The organism is Georgenia sp. Z1491, assembly GCF_049856175.1.
GTDB lineage: Bacteria > Actinomycetota > Actinomycetes > Actinomycetales > Actinomycetaceae > JB111.
Window position 1 is genome coordinate 177125 of the sequence record NZ_JBNDNA010000006.1, and the last position, 19391, is coordinate 196515.

The window sequence follows — 19391 nt, forward strand, 5'->3', positions numbered from 1 at the left end:
ATCAGGCCGGGTCGAGCACGAGGACCGGCCGCGCCCTGCCTCGCTCGTCGGCCAGAAGTGCCACGAGGTGGCCGGCCGGGGCGAAGGCCGCGACGACGGATGCGCCCGGCGCCTCCGCGTCGGCGTCCGTGGCGACGCCTCCCGTCGATGCGACCGCCGACTCGGCCGAATCGTCGGTCTTGCCGCCGCTCGGTCCGATGCGCTGCCCGTAGCGCACGGCGGTCGTCTCGGCCTCGGTGAGCTCGCGCACGCGGAAGAGGCGGCGCGCGAGCGTGCCGGCCGGCAGCGTCGTGAGCACACCTGCACCGGGCTCCTCCGGCGTCGGTCGCGCCGCGAGCCGCTCCCCGGGCCCGGACCGGTCACCTGCGCCGTCGCCCGCACCGTCGCCCGACTCCTCACCCGGCGCCTCCTCGATCTCCTCGGCGATCGCGTCCGCCATCGCCTGAAGGGTCGCGCCCTCGTCGACGTCGAACGGACCCACCGCCGTGCGCCGCAGTGCGGTGAGGTGCCCGCCCGTGCCGAGCTCGGCACCGAGGTCCCGCGCGATCGCCCGCACGTACGTGCCGGACGAGCAGCGGACGCGCACGTCGACGTCGACCACCGACGTCCCCTCCCCCGGTTCCCCGGGCGGCACGACGGCGGCGCGCGGCTCGCCCACGACGTCGAGCTCGTGGACGGTCACCTCGCGCGCGGCGAGCTCGACCTCCTCGCCGTCCCGCACGCGGGCGTAGGCCCGCTTCCCGTCGACCTTGATGGCAGAGACCGCGGACGGGACCTGGGAGATCACCCCGGTCAGCCGACCGAGCGCCTCGGTCAGACGTTCCTGTACGACGTCGAAGCTCGCCCCGGGAGCGTCGGCGGCCTGCCCCTCGGCGTCGTCGGTGGTCGTCGCGACGCCGAGCCGGACCGTCGCCACGTAGGTCTTGTCCGCGCCGACCACGTAGGTGAGCAGGCGGGTCGCGCGCCCGACGCCGAGGACGAGCAGCCCGGTCGCCATCGGGTCCAGCGTGCCGGCATGCCCGACCTTGCGGGTCGCGGCCATGCGTCGCACCCGCGCGACGACGTCGTGGCTCGTCAGTCCCTGCGGCTTGTCGACGAGCAGCACGCCGTCCGCGGCCGGGGCACGGCCGCGCGGGATCCTCACGCGCGGCCGGATGCGTCGCGGGGCGCGTCGTCGGCCTCGGCGGCCGCGTCGAACGGATCCGTCGCCGCGTCACCGGTGTCCGGCGCACGGTAGAGGTCCTCGTCGCCGTCGATCTCCCCGACGACCTCCAGGTCGTCGTCGCCGGCAGCCGTCGGAGCGTCGGCGTCCACGTCGCGGGGCTCTTCGTCGTCGGGTACGGCGTCGGTCTCGCCGTCGAGAACCTCGCGGGGCGCCTTGTACGGGTCGGCGTCGCCGGCGTAGGTGGCTCCCGCGGCGGCCGCGGCGATCTGCTCGTCGCGCAGCCTGGCCTCGGCGAGGCGGTCGGCCAGGTCCTGGGCGGTGCTCGGCAGGGCGTCGAGGACGAACTCCAGCGTCGGCGTGAGCCGCACGCCCGTCTGCTTGCCGACCTCGGAGCGGAGGATGCCCGTCGCCGACCTCAGCGCGGCGGCGGTCCCCGCCCGGTCCTCGTCGGAGCCGTAGACCGTGTAGAAGACGGTGGCGTGCTGGAGGTCGCCCGTCACCCGGACGTCGGTGACCGTGACGAACCCGAGGCGCGGGTCCTTGATCCGCGTGTCGAGCATGCGGGCGACGATCTGCTGGATGCGCTCGGCGAGCCGGCGCGCGCGGCCGGAGTCGGCCATGGGGACCTCCACGGGTGGATGGTGCTGCGGTGCGATCGGAGCCTACGCAGCGGTGGGACGGGTGGGCGAGCCGGAGTCCGGTGCTGAGCCGTAGTCCCCCGGCGAGCCGTGAGCCGCCGCGGGGTGCGGCCCGCCGACATGGTCGGTGGACCGCACCCCGCGGGTGGCTCGATCAGGCGCGGGGCTTCTCCCGCATCTCAAACGTCTCGATCACGTCGCCCTCCGCGATGTCGCGGTAGCCGAGGTTGATACCGCACTCGAAGCCCTCGCGGACCTCGGTGACGTCGTCCTTCTCCCGGCGCAGCGAGTCGATCTTGAGGTCGCCCGCCACCACGACCCCGTCGCGGACGAGCCGCGCGGAGGCGTTGCGCCGGATGAGTCCCGACCGGACGATCGAACCGGCGATGTTGCCGAACTTCGACGAGCGGAAGACCTGGCGGATCTCGGCGGTACCGAGCTCCACCTCCTCGTACTCGGGCTTGAGCATGCCCTTGAGCGCGTTCTCCACGTCCTCGATCGCGTCGTAGATGACCGAGTAGAACTTCATCTCGACGCCCTCGCGGTCGGCCAGCTCCGTGACCCGCTCGGCGGGACGCACGTTGAAGCCGACGATGACCGCGTTGTCGACGGTCGCCAGGTTGACGTCGTTCTGCGTGATCGCACCGACGCCGCGGTGGATGATGCGCAGCGCGACCTCGTCTCCGACGTCGATCTTGAGCAGCGAGTCCTCCAGCGCCTCGACGGCACCGGACACGTCGCCCTTGAGGATGAGGTTGAGGTGGTCGACCTTCCCCTCCTCGAGCGCCTTGGTGAAGTCCTCCAGCGAGACGCGCTTGCGGCGCTTCGCCAGTGTCGCGGCACGCTCGGCGGCCTCCCGCTTGTCGGCGATCTGCCGGGCGGTGCGGTCGTCGGGCGCGACGAGGAACGTGTCGCCGGCGCGCGGCACGGAGGCCAGGCCGAGGACCTGGACCGGACGCGAGGGCCCCGCCTCCTTGATGTTCTCGCCGTGCTCGTCCTGCATCGCCCGGACGCGGCCGTGGGCCGTGCCCGCGACGATCGAGTCGCCGACCTTCAGCGTGCCCGACTGGACCAGCACGGTCGCGACCGAGCCGCGCCCCTTGTCGAGGTTGGCCTCGATGGCCACACCGCGCGCGTCCTTGTCCGGGTTCGCCGTGAGCTCGAGCGCGGCGTCCGCGGTGAGCAGGACCGCCTCGAGAAGCTCGTCGATGCCGGTGCGGTTCTTCGCCGAGACGTCGACGAACATGGTCTCGCCGCCGTACTCCTCGGCCACCAGGTTGTACTCGGTGAGCTGCTGGCGGATCTTGTCGGGGTTCGCGCCGTCGACGTCGACCTTGTTGACCGCGACGACGATCGGGACGTTCGCCGCCTGGGCGTGGTTGAGCGCCTCGATCGTCTGCGGCATGACGCCGTCGTCCGCGGCCACCACGAGGATCGCGATGTCCGTGACCTCGGCACCACGGGCACGCATGGCCGTGAAGGCCTCGTGACCGGGGGTGTCGATGAACGTCAGCGCGCGGTCCACACCCTCGTGCGGCACCGACACCTGGTAGGCGCCGATGTGCTGGGTGATACCACCGTGCTCCCCGGCGACGACGTCCGTCGACCGGATCGCGTCCAGCGTCTTGGTCTTTCCGTGGTCGACGTGGCCCATGACGGTGACGACCGGCGGACGGGGCGCGAGCTCCTCCTCGGTCTCCGCCTCGAGCTCGGCATCGAGGTCGATGTCGAACTGCTCGAGCAGCTCGCGGTCCTCCTCCTCGGGGGACACGATCTCGATGACGTACCCGAGCTCGTCGCCCAGGACCTTGAACGTGTCCTCGTCGAGCGACTGCGTCGCCGTGGCCATCTCGCCCAGGTGGAACAGGACGGTGACGAGCGAGGCGGGGTTGACGTCGATGCGGTCGGCGAAGTCCGACAGCGAGGCACCGGCCCGGATACGGATGACGGTGGTGCCGTCACCGCGCGGGACCTGGACGCCACCCGGCGAGGGCGCACTCTGCTGCTCGAACTCCTGACGCTTCGCGCGCTTCGACTTCCGTCCGCGCACGGGACGGCCGCCGGAGCGACCGAACGCACCCTGCGTCGCACCGCGACCGCCACGGCCGCGGAACGCACCGCCGCCGGGACCACCGCCACCCGGGCCGCCGCCCGGACGACCACCGCCGCCGGGACGACCGCGACCACCGGGGCGCTGGTTGGTGCCCGGCCGGCCCACGGCCGACTGCCCGGGCATCATGTTCGGGTTCGGGCGCGGACCGCCGCCGGGCCGCGGGCCGGGCGTCGCACCCGGGCGAGGACCGCCGGAGCCGCCCGGACGGGGCATGCCCTGCGACGACGCGAACGGGTTGTTGCCCGGACGCGGCGCACCGGGGCGCGGGCCGCCGGAGCCGGACGAGCCGCCGCGGGGCATGCCCTGCGACGACGCGAACGGGTTGTTACCCGGGCGCGGGCTCGCGTCCCGGCCGCCGGATCGGCCGGCGTCGCGGCCGCCCGGACGCGCGCCCTGACCGGGTCGAGCGCTCGCCGGCGTGGGCGCGGCGCTCCTCGGGGTCGGGGCAGCGCTCCTCGGGGTCGCCGGCGTGGGCGTGGCGGGGCCCGGGGTCGGCGCAGCGGTGGCCGGCGTCGCCTGGGCGGCCGCCGGGGCGTCGTCGGACCGGGCCGGGGCCTGGTCCGACGGTGCCGTCGCCGCCGGGGTCGGCGCCTCGGGTGTCGGCGCCTGGGCGGCTGCGGGTGCGGCCGGGGTCGCCTCGGCGGCGGGCTTCGCCTCCGCGGCGGGTGCCTCGGACGACGCCGGGGCTTCGGGCGTCGGCGTCGGTGTGGGGGACGCGCCGGGCTTGGGCCCGGGCGTGGGTGTGGTGCTGGGCGTCGAACCACCCGATCGTGCCGGCGCCTTGCCGCCGGCGGGCGCCTTGGCGGACGCCGGCTTCTTCTTCGGGGCCGGCGGGTTGGCGTCGAAGTGCTCCTTCAGACGCCTGATCACCGGGGCCTCCACCGTGGAGGAGGCGGACTTGACGAACTCTCCCTGCTCTCGCAGCGTCGCCATGACCGTCTTGCTGTCGACGCCGAGCTCCTTCGCGAGCTCGTGAACGCGGACCTTGGCCACATCTCTCCTGTCTCGGACCGTCCCAAGACAGGGCGGACCGTGGTTATTGCTGGCAGCTCATCGCTGGGTACTCATCGGGTGCCCATCGGCTTCCAACCCGCTTTCATCTCGATCTGACCTCGACGACGGTCTGTCGTCGATCGTCGCGGACGCGAACCAGTGCGTCACGCCGTCGGTGTCCACCGGCCCCGCAGCACGCAGGGCACGTCCGAACGCTCGACGCCGTACCGCCTGATCCAGGCAGGCGCGCTCCGGATGGAGCCACGCCCCCCTGCCGGGTGCGGACGCCGTCTCGTCCACCACAGCGCGTGCTGGTGGGACGAGCACGATCCGCACGAGGTGCGACCGGCCGGCGACGGCCCGGCAGCCGATGCAGGTACGCATCGGGCCGTTCGGCCTCGCCCCGTCGGGGGCTGAGGTGCCGACGCCGTCGACCATCGTACCCGTTCCGCCGCTGACCGCCGAGGGGATACCCGTGGCGCCCCTCACCCGGCCCGCTGGTCGCCGGGCGCATCCGGACCTGCCGGCTCGGCGGGCACCGGCGACGTCGGCGCGTCGGCCTGGGCGGGGTTCGTCCCGGCCGCGTCGGCCTGCGCGGGGTTCGTCGTCGGGTCGGGGTTCGTCGTCGTCGATGCGGACGGGGCGCTCGCGGAGGCGGCCGGGTCCGTCGCGCCCGGCTCGCCCTCGGACGTCGTCGGCTCGGCCGGCGCGGCGTCGGACCGGATGTCGATGCGCCAGCCGGTGAGCCGCGCCGCCAGGCGGGCGTTCTGCCCCTCCTTGCCGATGGCGAGCGAGAGCTGGTAGTCGGGCACGACGACGCGGGCCGCCCGGGCCTCCGCGTCGACCACGGTCACGCTGGAGACCTTGGCCGGGGACAGCGCGTACCCGACGAACGTGGCCGGGTCCTCGGAGTAGTCGACGATGTCGATCTTCTCGCCGTGGAGCTCGCTCATCACCGCACGCACCCGCGCCCCCATCGGGCCGATGCAGGCCCCCTTCGCGCCGAGTCCCGGCACGGTCGAGCGCACCGCGAGCTTCGTGCGGTGCCCGGCCTCGCGGGCGATCGCCTCGATGACGACCGAGCCGTCCGCCACCTCGGGCACCTCGAGGGCGAAGAGCTGGCGCACGAGCTCGGGGTGCGTGCGCGAGAGCGTGATCTGCGGGCCGCGCGCGCCGCGCGAGACGTCGATGACGTAGGCGCGGAGCCGGTCGTTGTGCCGGTAGGACTCGGTGGGCACCTGCTCGTGCTGCGGGAGCTCGGCCTCGACCATGTCCGGCAGCTGCACGAGGACCTTCCGGGGGTCCCGACCCTGCTGGACGATGCCCGAGAGCAGGCCGCCCGCCTTGTCCCGGTAGGAGCCCATCACCTGGTCGTCCTCGGCGTCGCGCAGCCGCTGCACGATGACGGAGCGCGCGGTGGCCGTGGCGATCCGGCCGAAGCCCGACGGCGTGTCGTCGAACTCGCCGAGCACCGTGCCGTCCTCGTCGGTCTCCGTGGCCAGCACGGTCACGGTCCCCGAGCGCCGGTCGAGCTCGACCCTGGCCGGCGACACGGCCCCCGGCGTGCGCTCGTACGCACCGAGGAGGGCGTCCTCGATCGCCGAGACGAGGGTGTCGAGCGGGATGCCCCGGTCGGCCTCGACCATGCGCAGGGCCTGCATGTCGATGTCCATGTCTTCTCCTTGGTGGGCGTGGTCCGCGTCAGGGACGGGTGAGCTCGACCTCGACGCGGGCGCGCGTGACGTCGGCGATCGGGACCTCGCGGGACCCCTGGTCGTCGGTGAGCTGCAGCCGGTCGTCCTCGACACCGGCCAGCCGGCAGGTGCGCCGCCCGTCCGCGGTCGTCAGGTCCAGGAGTCGCCCGACGGCGCGGCGGAAGTGCCGCGGCTCCGTGAGCGGACGGTCCGTCCCGGGCGTGGAGACCTCGAGGGTGTAGGTGCCGTCGACGGCGTCGTGCTCGTCCAGTGCGGTGGAGACCGCGCGGGACACGTCGCCGATCTGGTCCGAGGTGACTCCCCCGGGTCCGTCCGGCAGGTCGACGGTCAGGCGGACGACCTTCCGGGTCCCGCTGCCGGCGACCTCGACGTCCTCCACGACGAGCCCGGCCTGCGTCACGGGATCGGTGACCGCCGCGCGGACCCGGTCGGACGGTGTGCTCGATGGGGTGGTCACGCGCGCTCCTCCTCGTCGGCCCGGTTGCCTCCCCGGGTCTTCCCGGTTGGCTCCCCGGGGCGATGACCGAGCCTACATCGCGGGCACGGTGGTCCGGGCAGCGGTCGCGCCCGGGACGCACCTGCCATCCGGCCGGCCGCCCACGCCACGCACCTGCCACGCACGCGCCGCGCCCCTGCCACGCGCCGGCCGGGCACCTGCCATGATCTGACGTGATGAGCCCCCCGACCGCCCGCGCCCGACGCTCCCGCCCCACGCGCCTCCTCGCCACGCTCGGGGTCGCGGTGCTCGCGCTGGCCGGCTGCGCCGTGCGGATCGACTCCGACGCCGACCCCCCGCCCGCCGCGACGGTGGCCCAGCAGTGGCGCCAGGACGCGGCGGTGGAGTCCGCCGGACTCGCGGACGCCGCCCGCACGCTCGCGGACGACCCGGCGACCGACCCGGCCGTCGCCGAGGCGGTCGAGGCCGTCGCGGAGGACCTCGACGCCCAGACCGAGGCGCTCGGTGGCGTGTGGGTCGCCTGGCCGGGCGGCGCGCCCGAGGGGCAGACCAACGCGCCGCTGCCGGACACGCCGGTGGTCACCGACGTCACCGAGCTGCGCGGCCTGCTGAGCGCGTCCGCCGACTCCACGGCCACGGTCCTGGCCGACGTCCCGGCCGCGGAGCGCGACCTCGCGGCCGTGCTCGCGAGCATCGCCGCCGGCCGGCTCCTCATGGCGCTCGAGCTCGAGCCGCACGCCGAGGGCGGCACGCCCGTCGAGGTGACGCCGATGACGCCCGAGGTGGTGGCCACCGTCGCGGACGGCCCGACCGTGCTCGTCCTCGACCAGGCCCGCTACCTCGAGGAGACCCTCGCGGCACGCGGCATGGCCGACTCCGCGGGCGAGCGGGCCGACCAGCTCCAGGTCCTCGTCGACACCGCGCTCGAGGCCGGCGCGCCGGACACCCGCGAGCCCGCCTACCCGTGGCCCGACGGCGACGCGGACGCCTTCCGCACCGTCAGCGAGCAGGACCTGCTCGACCAGTGGGTCTTCCTCGCCGGCACGGCCCCGGGCGAGCAGCGCGGGGCCCTCGTCGACGCCGCCGCCGACGCCGCGCTGCGCCTGCGGGCGGCCGGCGTCGACCCCGGCCCGCTGCCCGGCCTGCCGGGCTCGGCCGGCGCTGAGTCGGCGAGCGAGTCCGCCACGTCCTGATCGACGAATGACGGGACTCTTTCCGCACGAGTGAGGGGATTCTTCGTCGCGGCGTCGAGACGAAGAATCCCCTCACTCGTCACGAGTCGGTCGCGGGCCGCTCGTCGTGAGGTGTGAGGCTCAGGCCGGCACGACCCCCGCCGCCCGCAGCCGGGCGAGCAGCTCGTCGACCGCGGCGTCCGGTGCCAGCTCGACGCGCTCGTCGGTGGTCCGGTCCCGCACCTCGACCACCCCGTCGGCCAGACCCCGGCCGACCACGAGCGAGTACGGCACGCCGATGAGCTCGGCGTCGGCGAACTTCACGCCGGCCGAGACCTTGGGCCGGTCGTCGTAGAGCACCTCTGCGCCGGCCGCATCGAGCCGGACGGCGAGATCCGCGGCCATCTCGAAGATCTCCGCCCCCTTGCCCGTGGCGAGCACGTGCACGTGGAACGGCGCGACGTGGACCGGCCAGGCCAGGCCCTTCTCGTCGCTCGTCGACTCGGCGATCGCGGCCAGCGCGCGCGTGACGCCGATGCCGTAGCTGCCCATCGTCGGCGTCACGGCCTTGCCGTTCTGGTCGAGGACGGTGAGCCCGAGCGCGTCGGCGTACTTCCGGCCGAGCGCGAAGATGTGCCCCATCTCCATGCCGCGGGCCAGCTCGAGCGGACCGGAGCCGTCCGGTGCCGGGTCGCCGGCGCGCACCTCGGCGATCTCGACGGTGCCGTCGGAGACGAAGTCGCGGCCCGCGACGAGGCCGACGACGTGCCGCCCGTCGACGTCCGCGCCCGTCGCCCACACGCTGCCGTCGACGACGCGCGGGTCGAGCAGGTAGCGCACGGCCTTCTCGTCACCGCGGGCGTGCTCGGAGCGCGGGCCGATGTACCCGCGCACGAGCTCGGGGTGCGCCTCGAGGTCGGCCTCGGTCGCCGTCTCGACCTCGGCGGGCGCGAACGCCACCTCGGCCCGCGCCAGGTCCATGGCCCGGTCCCCGGGCAGTCCGACGACGACGATCTCCCGCTCCCCGTCCGGGTGCACGAGCGCGAGCACGAGATTCTTCAGGGTGTCCGACGCCGCCCAGCCGCGCCCCTCCGGGCGGGGCGCCTCGGCGTCGAGAGCCACGACGAGCGTCTCGATCGTGTCCGCGCCCGGGGTGTCGACCGTGACCGGCGCCGGCGGCTCCTCGACGTGCTGCGGCAGCTCGGGGACCGGCGTCGTCACGGCCTCGACGTTGGCCGCATAGCCGCCCGGCGAGCGGACGAACGTGTCCTCGCCGACCGGCGTCGGGTGGAGGAACTCCTCCGAGCGCGAGCCGCCCATGGCGCCCGCGTCCGCCGCGACCACGACGACGTCGAGGCCGAGCCGGGCGAAGATCCGCAGGTAGGCCGCGCGGTAGAGGTCGTAGCTGGCGACCTGCGCGTCGTCGTCGATGTCGAAGGAGTAGGCGTCCTTCATGACGAACTCGCGGCCGCGGACGATGCCGGCGCGCGGGCGGGCCTCGTCGCGGTACTTCGTCTGCACCTGGAACAGCTGCAGCGGCAGGTCCTTGTAGGAGCTCACGAGGTCCTTGACCAGGAGCGTGAACATCTCCTCGTGCGTGGGCGCGAGCAGGTAGTCGTTCTCCCGGCGGTCCTTGAGGCGGAAGAGGTTGTCCCCGTACTCGGCCCAGCGGCCGCTCGCCTCGTAGGGCTCCTTGGGCAGCAGCGCCGGGAAGTGCACCTCCTGGGCGCCGATCGCCAGCATCTCCTCGCGCACGACACGCTCGACCTTGGCCAGCACGCGCAGCCCGACCGGCAGCCACGTGTAGATGCCCGGGGCGGCGCGGCGGATGTAGCCGGCGCGGACGAGCAGCCGGTGGGACGCGATCTCGGCGTCGGCGGGGTCCTCGCGCAGCGTGCGCAGGAAGAGGGAGGACATCGTGGAGAGCATGGGGACAGGTTATGCGGTGCGGGTCGGGCACGATGTCCCCCATGCGCACAGCGATCACCGACCTCCTCGGCATCGAGCACCCGGTCGTCCAGGGCGGCATGCAGTGGGTCTCCGTCGCGGAGCTCACCGCCGCCGTCTCGAACGCCGGCGGGCTCGGTATCCTCGGGGCGCTGACCCAGCAGACGCCGGACGACCTGCGCGCCGAGATCGCCCGCACGCGCGAGCTCACCGACAAGCCGTTCGGCGTCAACCTCACGTTCCTGCCGGCGATGACTCCCCCGCCGTACGCCGAGTACGTGCGCGCCATCATCGAGTCGGGCGTGCGCATCGTCGAGACCGCGGGGGCCAACCCGGGCGAGGCGGCGGCCGCGCTGAAGGAGGCGGGCGTCACCCTCATCCACAAGTGCACCTCCGTGCGGCACGCCCGCTCGGCGCAGCGGTTCGGCGCCGACGTGATCACGATCGACGGCTTCGAGTGTGCCGGCCACCCGGGCGAGGACGACGTCGGCGGCCTCGTGCTCGTGCCCGCCGCCGTCGCCGCGCTCGACGTGCCCGTCATCGCGTGCGGCGGGATCGCCGACGGTCGCGGGCTCGCGGCGGCCCGCGCCCTCGGGGCGGCCGGCGTGTCGATGGGCACCCGCTTCGTCGCGACGGCGGAGTCGCGGGTGCACGCGCGCATCAAGCAGGCCATCGTCGACGGGACGGAGACCGGCACCCGCCTCGCCCTGCGCGAGCTGCGCAACACCACGCGGATCGCGGACAACTCCGTGGCCCGTGAGGCGGCCGAGGTGCTGGCCGGGGGCGGATCGTTCGACGACGTCGCCCACCTCGTGGCCGGCAGCCGGGGACGGGTCGTCCTCGACACCGGGGACACCGAGGCCGGCGTGTGGACCGTGGGGCAGTCGATGGGCCTCATCCACGACGTGCCGACGTGCGGCGACCTCGTGCCGCGGATCGTGGCCGAGGCGGAGCAGATCCTCCGCACGATCGCCGGCGGCTGAGGGCCGCGGAGCCCGGTTCCGAGGGAACGGGACCACGGCGCAGGTCCACGGGCGCGCGTCCACAGGCACGGGCACACGCGCGGGTGCGTGGGCGCGGCGCCACGGACGTCAGTCCCCGATCAGCACGAGCTGGTTGCCGTCGGGGTCGGAGAGGACGAGGATCCGCCTGCCCCCGCCCGGCGCGACGCCGTCGTGCGCGACCCCTGCCTGCCGGAGACGCGCTGCGGCGCCATCGAGGTCGGTCTCGCCGAGCACGCAGCCCGACCGGCCGGCCCTCGTGGGGTCGGCGAACACCTGCACGCCGTCCGCCTCCCCGACGCGCCACTCGACGAGCCCCGCCATCGGTCGCGTGTCGGGCCCGCGCTCGAACAGCGTCTCGTACCACCGCTCCGCACGGTCGAGATCGGTCACGGTCATCGTGGCGTGGACGCTGTCGAACATCTCCCACTCCTTACCGATCGTGGAAAGCAAGCGGTACGAGCGTGGCATGACCGATTGCTGCACGCAATCGGTCACTCGGGGCGGGCACTCCCGTCGGCCCACCCCAGAGCTCTCCCGACCGCCCGGCCACCGGGTCGTTCCTCGGTGAGAGCACGCACCTGATCGTGCGCGCGCTCGGCGACCTCGCTGCGCGGCAGGAGCTCGGCCAGCGCGTCGATCCGTTGCACCGCGACCGGCCCGATCGTGCGCGTGATCCGCTCCCGCAACCTCCGGTACCGCCCGACGTCGCGACCAGCCGGCGGGGGCGCGCTCGGGTGGACGTCCGCCGCCGCCAGCACGAGCTCGGCGTCCTCGGGGTGCTCCGTGAGCACCAGCAGCTCGGCGACGACCCGCAGGCACGTCCACAGGTACGGCCAGCAGGTCCCTCGGCGCAACGGGTCCAGCAGGTCGAGGGCGAGCCGCGCCGCCGACTCACCGGTGCCGTCGGTGCTCGTGCCGGACGGGTTCGACCGACGCACGAGGGCGGACAGCAGGGCGATGCGCGCCACCGTGCTCACATGGTCGGCCTGCGACTCGTCCGCACGGGCCACGGCCTCGCGCAGGACGTCGGGCGCCGCATGCGGCCTGGTCAGCAGGAGCACCTCTCCGGCGCCGTAGAGGGCGAAGGCGTGGTGCGCCCGGGCGCCGCTGCGCTCACCGGCCGCACGCGCCGCCGACGCGTGACGTTCCGCGCCGGGACGGTCGTCGAGGGTGACGGCGATCAGTGCGAGCGAGGTGTGCGCGTCGGCGAGATAGGCGTCCGGCAGGCCGTCGACGTCGAGCATCTGCTCGAACCTCTCGCGCGCGCGGTGCCGTCGACCGCTGTAGAGCGCGGCGAGCGCGAGGCACAGGAGGGCGAGGTACCGGTCCTCACGGGTGCCGGCGACCCGTAGCGCGCGTCCACCGAGCTCCTCCGCCGCGACGGTGTCGCCCCGCTCGACGGCGGCGAAGGCCACGGCGCCGAGCAGCAACGACGACTGTGCCGGCGGTGGCCCCGGGGCCGGGGCCGGGTCCGGGGCCGGACGGCTGTCGGTCGTGGGGGCGTCGGTCGTGGGGGCGTCGGTCGTGGAGGTGTCGGTGTCGGTCAGCCGCTCGGCGAGCGCCTGGAGCTCGCGCCCCGGGAACCAGTGGGAGCACAGGCCGAGCGAGCCGACGATCCGTGCGGCGACGTCGGGACGTCGGTTCCCGAGCGACCAGCGAAGGGCGTCGGTGAGGTCGACACGGAGCTCTCCGAGACGCGCGTATGCCTCGGCGCACCGTGGGCCGACCGAGCGCCTGGCACACGTCTCGGCGCTCGAGGCGGCCCACTCGGCATGGGCGCGGGCGGCGTCGTCCCGCTGCGCGACCGCTGCGCGCGACAGCACCGCGGCACGGACGACCTCCAGCAGCCGGTACCGGGTGGTCGCCCCGTGCACGGCGACGACGAGCGACGCCTCGACCAGGCGCGCGAGTCCCGCCACCGTGTCCTCGGTGCCGGCGGAGCCGTCACGGTCCGCACCGACGGCACCGAGGCTCTCGGCCGCCGCCAGGTCGAACTCGCGTGCGAAGACCGTGAGCCGAAGGAGGAGCCGGCGGTCCTCGGCCGGCACGAGGTCGAGCGAGCGTCCGACGACCTGGCGCAACGACGCGCTCACTCCGAGCTCCCCCGACACCGAGTCACCGGGTACCGACGGAGCCGACGCGTCGAGCGGCGACGCATCGAGCGCCGACCCGATCCGCGCCGACCCGATCCGCTCCAGCACGGTGGTCAGCCCGAGCGTCGCGACCTGGGGCGCCGCCATCTCGAGCGCCAGCGGCAGCCCGTCGAGCCGACGACAGAGCTCGGCCAACGGAGCCCGCTGCTCGGCCCCGGGCGCGAACCCGGGCCGCAACCGTCGTAGCCGGTCCAGGAGCAGCCGTTCGGCGGCGGTGGTCGGATCGGGCGGCAGGGACGCACCGTCGTCCGCGGGGCACGTCAGAGGGTCGAGCGGCAGTACGTACTCCTCGACCAGACCCAGCCGGCTCCTGCTCGTGACCACAAGGTGCACGTGCGGGCAGGACCGCAGGACGGCGGCCACCAGCTCCCGGATCTCGCCCAGCACGTGCTCGCAGCCGTCGAGCACGAGCACCACGGCGGAGCGGGCCAGGTGTTCCACGACGGCCACCAGGGGTGGTTCCGGTCCGGGCCCGAGTCCGAGCGTCGCGGTGAGACGGGCGACCACCCCGCCCCTCGGGACCTCCTCGATCCCGGCGACCACGCTCGGACCTCCCGTCCGGGCACGGATCGCCGCGAGCGCCTCGCCGATCAGGCGCGTCTTCCCCACCCCTCCGGGCCCGGTGACGGTCACCAGGCGGTGCGAGAGGACCATGTGCAGCAGGAGCGCGGACTCGTCCTCCCTGCCGATGAACGAGGGCTCCGGGGAACCGCGCCCGTCCGACCTCGACGACGGCGAGGGCGCCGGCGCGGAGGCGGGGACGGGCATGGGCACGGGGGCGGGCACAGGCGAGGGCGCCGGCGCGGGGGCGGAGACGGGCATGGGCGCGGGGGCCGACGCGGGCGCCGGGAGAGGCGCACCGGTGGGCACGCGGTGCCCGAGGATGCGCCGGTGGAGCTCCGCGAGTGCCGGCGACGGATCGAGCCCGAGATCCTCGCGGAGGATCTCCCGCAGCTCGGTGAACCGGTCGAGCGCCTCGCTCTGGCGCCCCGCCCGGTACAGCGCCGTCATGAGGCAGGCTCGCGCCTGCTCGCGCAGCGGGTGCTCCGCCACCAGCGGCTCGAGCACGGTGATCGCGTCCTCCACGTCTCCGAGCGCCAGCGCTGCCCGGGCGCGGTCCTCGCGTGCGGCCAGGCGCAGCTCGTCCAGCCGCGCGGCCTCGGCGCGCGCGAAGTCGCGGTCGGCGAACTCGACGTAGGCCGGCCCGCGCCACAGCCCGAGCGCCTCGTCGAGGATCGGCACGGCGAGCGCCGGTGCGCTGCTCTCCGCCCGCGCGCACATCGCGGTGAACCGGTCGGCGTCGAGGGCGTCGGGCCCGACGGCGAGCGCGTAGCCGGCCGGGCCACGCTCGACCGCCCGCTCCCCGAGCACGCCGCGCAGACGCGAGAGCACGGTGTGCAGGGCACCGTGCGAGCCGCCGGGCACCCGGTCGCCCCAGACCGCGGCAGCCACGGCGTCGGCGCTGACGGGGTGCGGCGCGTGCACGGCGAGCACTGCGAGCGCCGCCCGTCGTCGGGCCCCGGGCAGGTCGAGCACCTCCCCGGTGCGCCGGACCTCCAGCGCGCCCAGGACCCCGAGGTCGAGCGGCGTCGGTGCCACCGTCGGATTGTCCCGCCTGGCGGCGCGGCACCGCAACGACGCGGCGGTGACAGCGGGGCGACAGGGACGCGACAGGGGGTCGGCCCAGCATCGACCTACCCCGACAGGGGCACGATCACGAAGGAGTGAGCATGATGACTACAACACAGATCGAGCAGCAGGACGTGGGCGCCGTCGTCCAGCACGTGGCAGGTCTCGCGATCGGTGCCGCGACGTCGGCGATGATCGTCGTCGGCGACCGGTTGGGACTGTACGGCGCACTCGCCGGGGGCGGCGCCGTCACCCCGCAGCAGCTGGCCGACGCCACCGGCACGTCCGAGCGGTACGTGCGCGAGTGGTTGGCCCAGCAGGCCGCCGCCGGCCTCGTCGTCCACGACGCGACCGACGGCACGTTCACGCTGCCGCCCGCCTCGGCGGCGGTGCTCGCCGACGACGACTCGCCGGCGGCGATGACCGGCATGTGCGTGCAGACCGAAGGCCTGTTCCGGGACATCGACCTGCTCGTCGACGCCTTCCGCACCGGTGCGGGCATCGGATGGGGCGAGCACTCCGCGCCGACCTTTGAGGGGGCCGAACGCAGCTTCGGCGCCGCCTACCGGGCGGAGCTCCTCACGCGGTGGGTGCCGGCGCTCGACGGCGTCACCGAGGCCCTCGACGCAGGAGCGCGGGTGGCCGACGTCGGCACGGGACGCGGCGTGCCCGTCGTCCTGCTGGCGCAGGCGTTCCCCCGCTCCGAGTTCGTCGGGTACGACACCCACCCGGCCTCGATCGAGGTCGCGCGCCGGCGGGCCGAGGAGGCGGGGGTCGCCGACCGGGTGCGCTTCGAGGTGCACGACTGCCAGGGCTACCCGCAGGACGGCTACGACCTCGTCACCTTCTTCGACGCCTTCCACGACCTCGGGGACCCGGTCGGGGCGGCCGCGTACGCGAGGCACGCGCTCGTACCCGGTGGCTCGCTCGTGCTCATCGAACCCAGGGCCGCCGACGACCTGCCAACGAACCTTGCCGGGAACCCGGTCGCGGCGTTCGGCTACGCGGCGTCGACCTTCCTCTGCACACCGAGCTCGCTGAGCCAGCCGGTGGGTACGGCGCTCGGTGGTCAGGCCGGCTCGGCCAGGGTCCGCGGGGTGCTCGACGAGGCCGGATTCTCCGACGTCCGGCACGTGGCGGACTCGATGATCAACATGGTGATCCAGGCGCGGGCATGAGCAGTACGGGTGTGAGCGGTACGGGTGTCAGCGGTACGGGTGTGAGCGGTACGGGTGTGAGCGTCGCGAGTTCACGCACCGGCCACCCGAGCGTCGCCGGCCGTTGCCCCTCCCCTGGCACGGTGCACCGGTCGACCCCCTCTCGAACAGGACACCCATGCGCACGCGCCGCCTCCCCCGTACCGCCCTGGCCACCGGCCTGCTCGCCGTCCTCGCCCTCGGCCCGGCTCTCGCGGCCTCGGGCGCCGAGCCGACGCCGGACGCCGTCGAGAACGTGACGATGCTCGTGGGCGAGAACGAGACGCAGCGCAACTTCTCGTGGCACTCGCGCGGCCTCTCGCTCGCCCCCGAGTCGATCGTCATCGCGCCCACGTCCGACATGAACGGGAACGACTTCCCCGCGAGCGCACGCACGATCGAGCAGTCCGAGGGTGGCCTCGCGGTCAACAAGCCCGGCTACACCTACCACCACGCCACCGTCGACAACCTCGCCCCCTCGACCGGCTACACCTATCAGGTCGGCACCGAGGACGGCTGGTCCGAGATCTACACGTTCACCACCGGGCCCGCGTCCGGGGACGCCGTGGACCTCGTGTACGTCGCCGACCCCCAGATCGGTACCACCGACCTCGAGGCCGAGCGCCTGCAGTGGATCGACACCCTCGACCAGGCGTGGGCGACCTACCCGGGCGCCGAGCTCCTGGTCTCCGGCGGCGACCAGGTCGACCGCATCATCGCCGACGACGACGAGTACGACGCCTTCCACGAGCCCGTCCAGCTCACGCAGTACCCGCTGGCCACGACGCTGGGCAACCACGACGTGGCCCACTTCCTCACCTACGGCAACCACTTCAACCTGCCCCACGGCGGTGGACGAGGGGACTTCAACTACCACTACACGTACAACGGGACGCTGTTCATCCACCTCAACAGCAACAACCTCCTCCACGGGTCGCTCATCGACTACGCGCGGGCCGCGATCGAGCAGAACCCGTCGCAGTGGGTGGTCGTCACGTTCCACCACTCGATCTACTCCGTCGCCACGCACGCCACGGACATCGACGCCGAGGACCTCGGCATCATCGAGGGGCGCCGCACCGCGCTGTCCCGCGGGATGACCGAGCTCGGCGTCGACCTCGTGCTGTCCGGGCACGACCACTACTACACGCGCACCCCGCTGATGCACGCGGGCGTGGCGGTCGGCGGGCCGGACGCCGACCCCCAGGCCGGGCCCGACTTCCTCGCCCCCGGCGAGGGCGACGTCCTCTACATCACCGGTACGACGGCGTCGGGCTCGAAGTTCTACGGCCGCAACGACGAGCTGCCCGAGCCGGCCGAGTGGGGCGAGGTCGAGAACCAGGAGAACGTCGCCAACTACAGCCACCTCAGCATCGACGAGTGCTCGATCACGGTGACCACGCACCGCGCGGCGACCTCGACGAACGTGACGACGGGCGAGGCCTACGCGGACAACAGCGTGGTGGACGAGGTCGAGCTCAGCGGCGACGAGACCGCGCCGGCGATCAGCGCGCCCGCGCTGACGGTGACCGCGGGCGACCCGTGGGACGCGCTGACCGGCGTCCAGGTGACCGACAACTGCGACACGGACGCGATCGTGCCGGAGGTCGAAGGGGTCATCGACACGACCACGCCGGGCGACTACACCCTCACGTACACGGCGACCGACCGGTCCGGGAACAGCTCGAGCGTCGAGCGCACGGTGACGGTCGAGGCGGCCCCGGAGCCCGAGCCGACCGAGGAGCCGACGCCGGAGCCCACCGACGAGCCGACCGAGACGCCGACGTCCGGGCCCTCCGAGGAGCCGACCGAGACTCCCACCGCCGGGCCGTCCGAGAGTCCGACCGCCGCGCCGACCTCCGGCACCGGTGGCGGATCCGGCGACGCACCCGGTGGCGGAGCCGGGTACGGCGACGGATCCGGGTACGACGAGGATCGCCGGGGCTCGGCGGGTTCCCGCGGCGGAGCGGGCGGCCCTCGCGGCGGACTCGCCGACACTGGGGCGACGACGGGCGACCTCGTCGGCGTCGCGGCCGTCCTTCTGCTGGCCGGCGGCGCGCTCTACGGGATCCGTCGCCGGCTCGCCTGACGCGCAGGGCCGCGCTCACCGGGCGGGCAGAAGTCCGCTCACTCGCCGGCCTGGGCGGGCAGAGGTCCGCGCATCCGTCACAGGACGACCGTGGCGTAGGTGCCCTCCTGACGCATGCCGAGGCGCTGATAGGTGGCCAGCCCGGCCGCGTTGTAGTCGTTGACGTACAAGGAGACCGTCGGGGCGACGTCGGCGAGCACGTCCCGCACGACGGTCGCCATCCCGCGCACGCCGAGGCCCTGCCCGCGGCGGTCGGGCGCGACCCACACGCCCTGGATCTGGGCGACCCCCAGGGCGAGCGCCCCGACGTCGGCCTTGAACACGACGCGCTCGGCACCGGTCGCCGGGTCCGGCTCCGTCCGGATCCACGTGCGGCCCAGCGAGAGCAGGGAGCGCACGCGCCGCACGTAACCGTTGCCGTACCGGGTCGGGTCGTACCCGACCTCCTCGATGAACATCGCCACCGACGCCGGGGCGACGATCGACGCCTCGCCGACAGCGCCGCGGCGCACGAGCGGGTCCGGCTCGATCGCCGAGGGCGCGTCCAGCACCAGCAGCGGCTGGTTGGCCCGCACCTCGCGCGCCCGGCCCCAGCGCCGGCCGAGCGAGTCCCACATCGAGAGCACCTGCTCGGCGTCGCCGAGGACGGAGCTCGACGCGCGGCCGTGGTCGGCGATGGCGTCGGCGATGGCGGGCCGCTGCTCGGGGGTCGTCGCGACGGGCACGATGTTGGCGCCGACCCACGTCAGCGCGCGCAGCCTGCCGAGGCCGTTCGTACCGGGAGCGTCGGCTCCGGTGCCGTTCGCGCCGTTCGCGCCGTTCGCGCCGGGCGCGCGGGCTCCTGCACCGGCTCCTGCACCGGCGCCGGCGCCCTCGAGGTCCGGACGATCGATCCCCGGGACGTCGACGTCCCGCCCGCCGGGCGCGTCGATGCCGAGCATGCGGGAGCCGGGCGTCGTCGTGTCGAACCGTGAGCCGGCGATCTGGACGGCCGCGAGCGTGGAGGTCAGCGGGTGCTGCGCGCACAGCGCGAGGGCCTCGGCGGTGCGTTCGTGCCCGAGCACGGCCACCGGGGCGGCCACGTCACGTCGCGCGGACGCCCGGAACAGCCGCATGAGGG

14 protein-coding genes are annotated in these 19391 nt (G+C 74.4%); 4 read left to right on the forward strand and 10 right to left on the reverse strand.

Features of this window, described 5'->3' with window-relative positions; all coding sequences use genetic code 11:
* Window position 1: 1 nt before the first annotated feature.
* From truB to rimP, 6 genes are all read right to left on the reverse strand, one after another.
* Window positions 2–1144 carry a tRNA pseudouridine(55) synthase TruB gene (gene truB, locus ACPYO4_RS08390; RefSeq protein ID WP_425708768.1) on the reverse strand — a complete coding sequence of 381 codons (1143 nt, stop codon included), beginning with the start codon at window positions 1142–1144 and terminating at the stop codon, window positions 2–4.
* The gene (gene rbfA / locus ACPYO4_RS08395; RefSeq protein WP_425708769.1) at window positions 1141–1797 is read right to left on the reverse strand and encodes a 30S ribosome-binding factor RbfA; all 657 of its coding nucleotides are present in this window, start codon (window positions 1795–1797) and stop codon (window positions 1141–1143) included. Before rbfA ends, truB begins: the two co-directional genes overlap by 4 nt.
* Before the next feature lie 160 nt (window positions 1798–1957).
* Window positions 1958–4909 (reverse strand): translation initiation factor IF-2, encoded by a 2952-nt coding sequence (infB, locus tag ACPYO4_RS08400; RefSeq protein ID WP_425708770.1) that lies wholly within the window; start codon window positions 4907–4909, stop codon window positions 1958–1960.
* 57 nt (window positions 4910–4966) lie between these two features.
* The gene (locus ACPYO4_RS08405; protein WP_425708771.1) at window positions 4967–5347 is read right to left on the reverse strand and encodes a YlxR family protein; all 381 of its coding nucleotides are present in this window, start codon (window positions 5345–5347) and stop codon (window positions 4967–4969) included.
* A 47-nt stretch (window positions 5348–5394) separates the two neighbouring features.
* Window positions 5395–6582: a transcription termination factor NusA gene (gene nusA, locus ACPYO4_RS08410; RefSeq protein WP_425708772.1), complete on the reverse strand. Its 1188-nt coding sequence runs from the start codon at window positions 6580–6582 to the stop codon at window positions 5395–5397.
* 28 nt (window positions 6583–6610) lie between these two features.
* A complete protein-coding gene (gene rimP, locus ACPYO4_RS08415; RefSeq protein WP_425708773.1) occupies window positions 6611–7081 on the reverse strand; it encodes a ribosome maturation factor RimP in 471 nt (156 codons plus the stop codon).
* Window positions 7082–7296: 215 nt separating this feature from the next.
* Here rimP and ACPYO4_RS08420 point away from each other — a divergent pair, with 215 nt between their 5' ends.
* Window positions 7297–8274 (forward strand): hypothetical protein, encoded by a 978-nt coding sequence (locus ACPYO4_RS08420; protein ID WP_425708774.1) that lies wholly within the window; start codon window positions 7297–7299, stop codon window positions 8272–8274.
* 120 nt (window positions 8275–8394) lie between these two features.
* On the opposite strand, the gene ACPYO4_RS08425 is transcribed toward ACPYO4_RS08420, so the two are convergent.
* Complete coding sequence (locus tag ACPYO4_RS08425) at window positions 8395–10182, reverse strand: proline--tRNA ligase (RefSeq protein WP_425708775.1); 1788 nt, start codon at window positions 10180–10182, stop codon at window positions 8395–8397.
* A 41-nt stretch (window positions 10183–10223) separates the two neighbouring features.
* On the opposite strand from ACPYO4_RS08425, the gene ACPYO4_RS08430 reads away from it, so the two are divergent.
* Window positions 10224–11183: an NAD(P)H-dependent flavin oxidoreductase gene (locus ACPYO4_RS08430; protein WP_425708776.1), complete on the forward strand. Its 960-nt coding sequence runs from the start codon at window positions 10224–10226 to the stop codon at window positions 11181–11183.
* 108 nt (window positions 11184–11291) lie between these two features.
* On the opposite strand, the gene ACPYO4_RS08435 is transcribed toward ACPYO4_RS08430, so the two are convergent.
* Both ACPYO4_RS08435 and ACPYO4_RS08440 read right to left on the reverse strand, forming a co-directional pair.
* Window positions 11292–11624, reverse strand: coding sequence for a VOC family protein (locus ACPYO4_RS08435; protein ID WP_425708777.1), 333 nt, complete (start codon window positions 11622–11624; stop codon window positions 11292–11294).
* A 71-nt stretch (window positions 11625–11695) separates the two neighbouring features.
* A complete protein-coding gene (locus tag ACPYO4_RS08440; protein ID WP_425708778.1) occupies window positions 11696–14956 on the reverse strand; it encodes an AfsR/SARP family transcriptional regulator in 3261 nt (1086 codons plus the stop codon).
* 131 nt (window positions 14957–15087) lie between these two features.
* Between ACPYO4_RS08440 and ACPYO4_RS08445 the strand changes: the two genes are divergently transcribed.
* Window positions 15088–16164: a class I SAM-dependent methyltransferase gene (locus tag ACPYO4_RS08445; RefSeq protein WP_425708779.1), complete on the forward strand. Its 1077-nt coding sequence runs from the start codon at window positions 15088–15090 to the stop codon at window positions 16162–16164.
* 157 nt (window positions 16165–16321) lie between these two features.
* Window positions 16322–18271 carry a fibronectin type III domain-containing protein gene (locus ACPYO4_RS08450; protein ID WP_425708780.1) on the forward strand — a complete coding sequence of 650 codons (1950 nt, stop codon included), beginning with the start codon at window positions 16322–16324 and terminating at the stop codon, window positions 18269–18271.
* A 77-nt stretch (window positions 18272–18348) separates the two neighbouring features.
* Here the strand turns inward: ACPYO4_RS08450 and ACPYO4_RS08455 are convergent, their stop codons facing one another.
* Window positions 18349–19386, reverse strand: a complete 1038-nt coding sequence (locus ACPYO4_RS08455) for a GNAT family N-acetyltransferase (RefSeq protein WP_425708781.1) — start codon at window positions 19384–19386, stop codon at window positions 18349–18351.
* Window positions 19387–19391: the final 5 nt, after the last annotated feature.

Coding starts and splice junctions, on each gene's coding strand:
- ACPYO4_RS08425 (WP_425708775.1), bottom strand. CDS start 10,182: ATGCTCTCCACGATGTCCTCCCTCTTCCTGCGCACGCTGCGCGAGGAC.
- ACPYO4_RS08445 (WP_425708779.1), top strand. CDS start 15,088: ATGATGACTACAACACAGATCGAGCAGCAGGACGTGGGCGCCGTCGTC.
- ACPYO4_RS08430 (WP_425708776.1), top strand. CDS start 10,224: ATGCGCACAGCGATCACCGACCTCCTCGGCATCGAGCACCCGGTCGTC.
- ACPYO4_RS08405 (WP_425708771.1), bottom strand. CDS start 5,347: ATGGTCGACGGCGTCGGCACCTCAGCCCCCGACGGGGCGAGGCCGAAC.
- ACPYO4_RS08450 (WP_425708780.1), top strand. CDS start 16,322: ATGCGCACGCGCCGCCTCCCCCGTACCGCCCTGGCCACCGGCCTGCTC.
- ACPYO4_RS08420 (WP_425708774.1), top strand. CDS start 7,297: ATGAGCCCCCCGACCGCCCGCGCCCGACGCTCCCGCCCCACGCGCCTC.
- ACPYO4_RS08435 (WP_425708777.1), bottom strand. CDS start 11,624: ATGTTCGACAGCGTCCACGCCACGATGACCGTGACCGATCTCGACCGT.
- ACPYO4_RS08455 (WP_425708781.1), bottom strand. CDS start 19,386: ATGCGGCTGTTCCGGGCGTCCGCGCGACGTGACGTGGCCGCCCCGGTG.
- nusA (WP_425708772.1), bottom strand. CDS start 6,582: ATGGACATCGACATGCAGGCCCTGCGCATGGTCGAGGCCGACCGGGGC.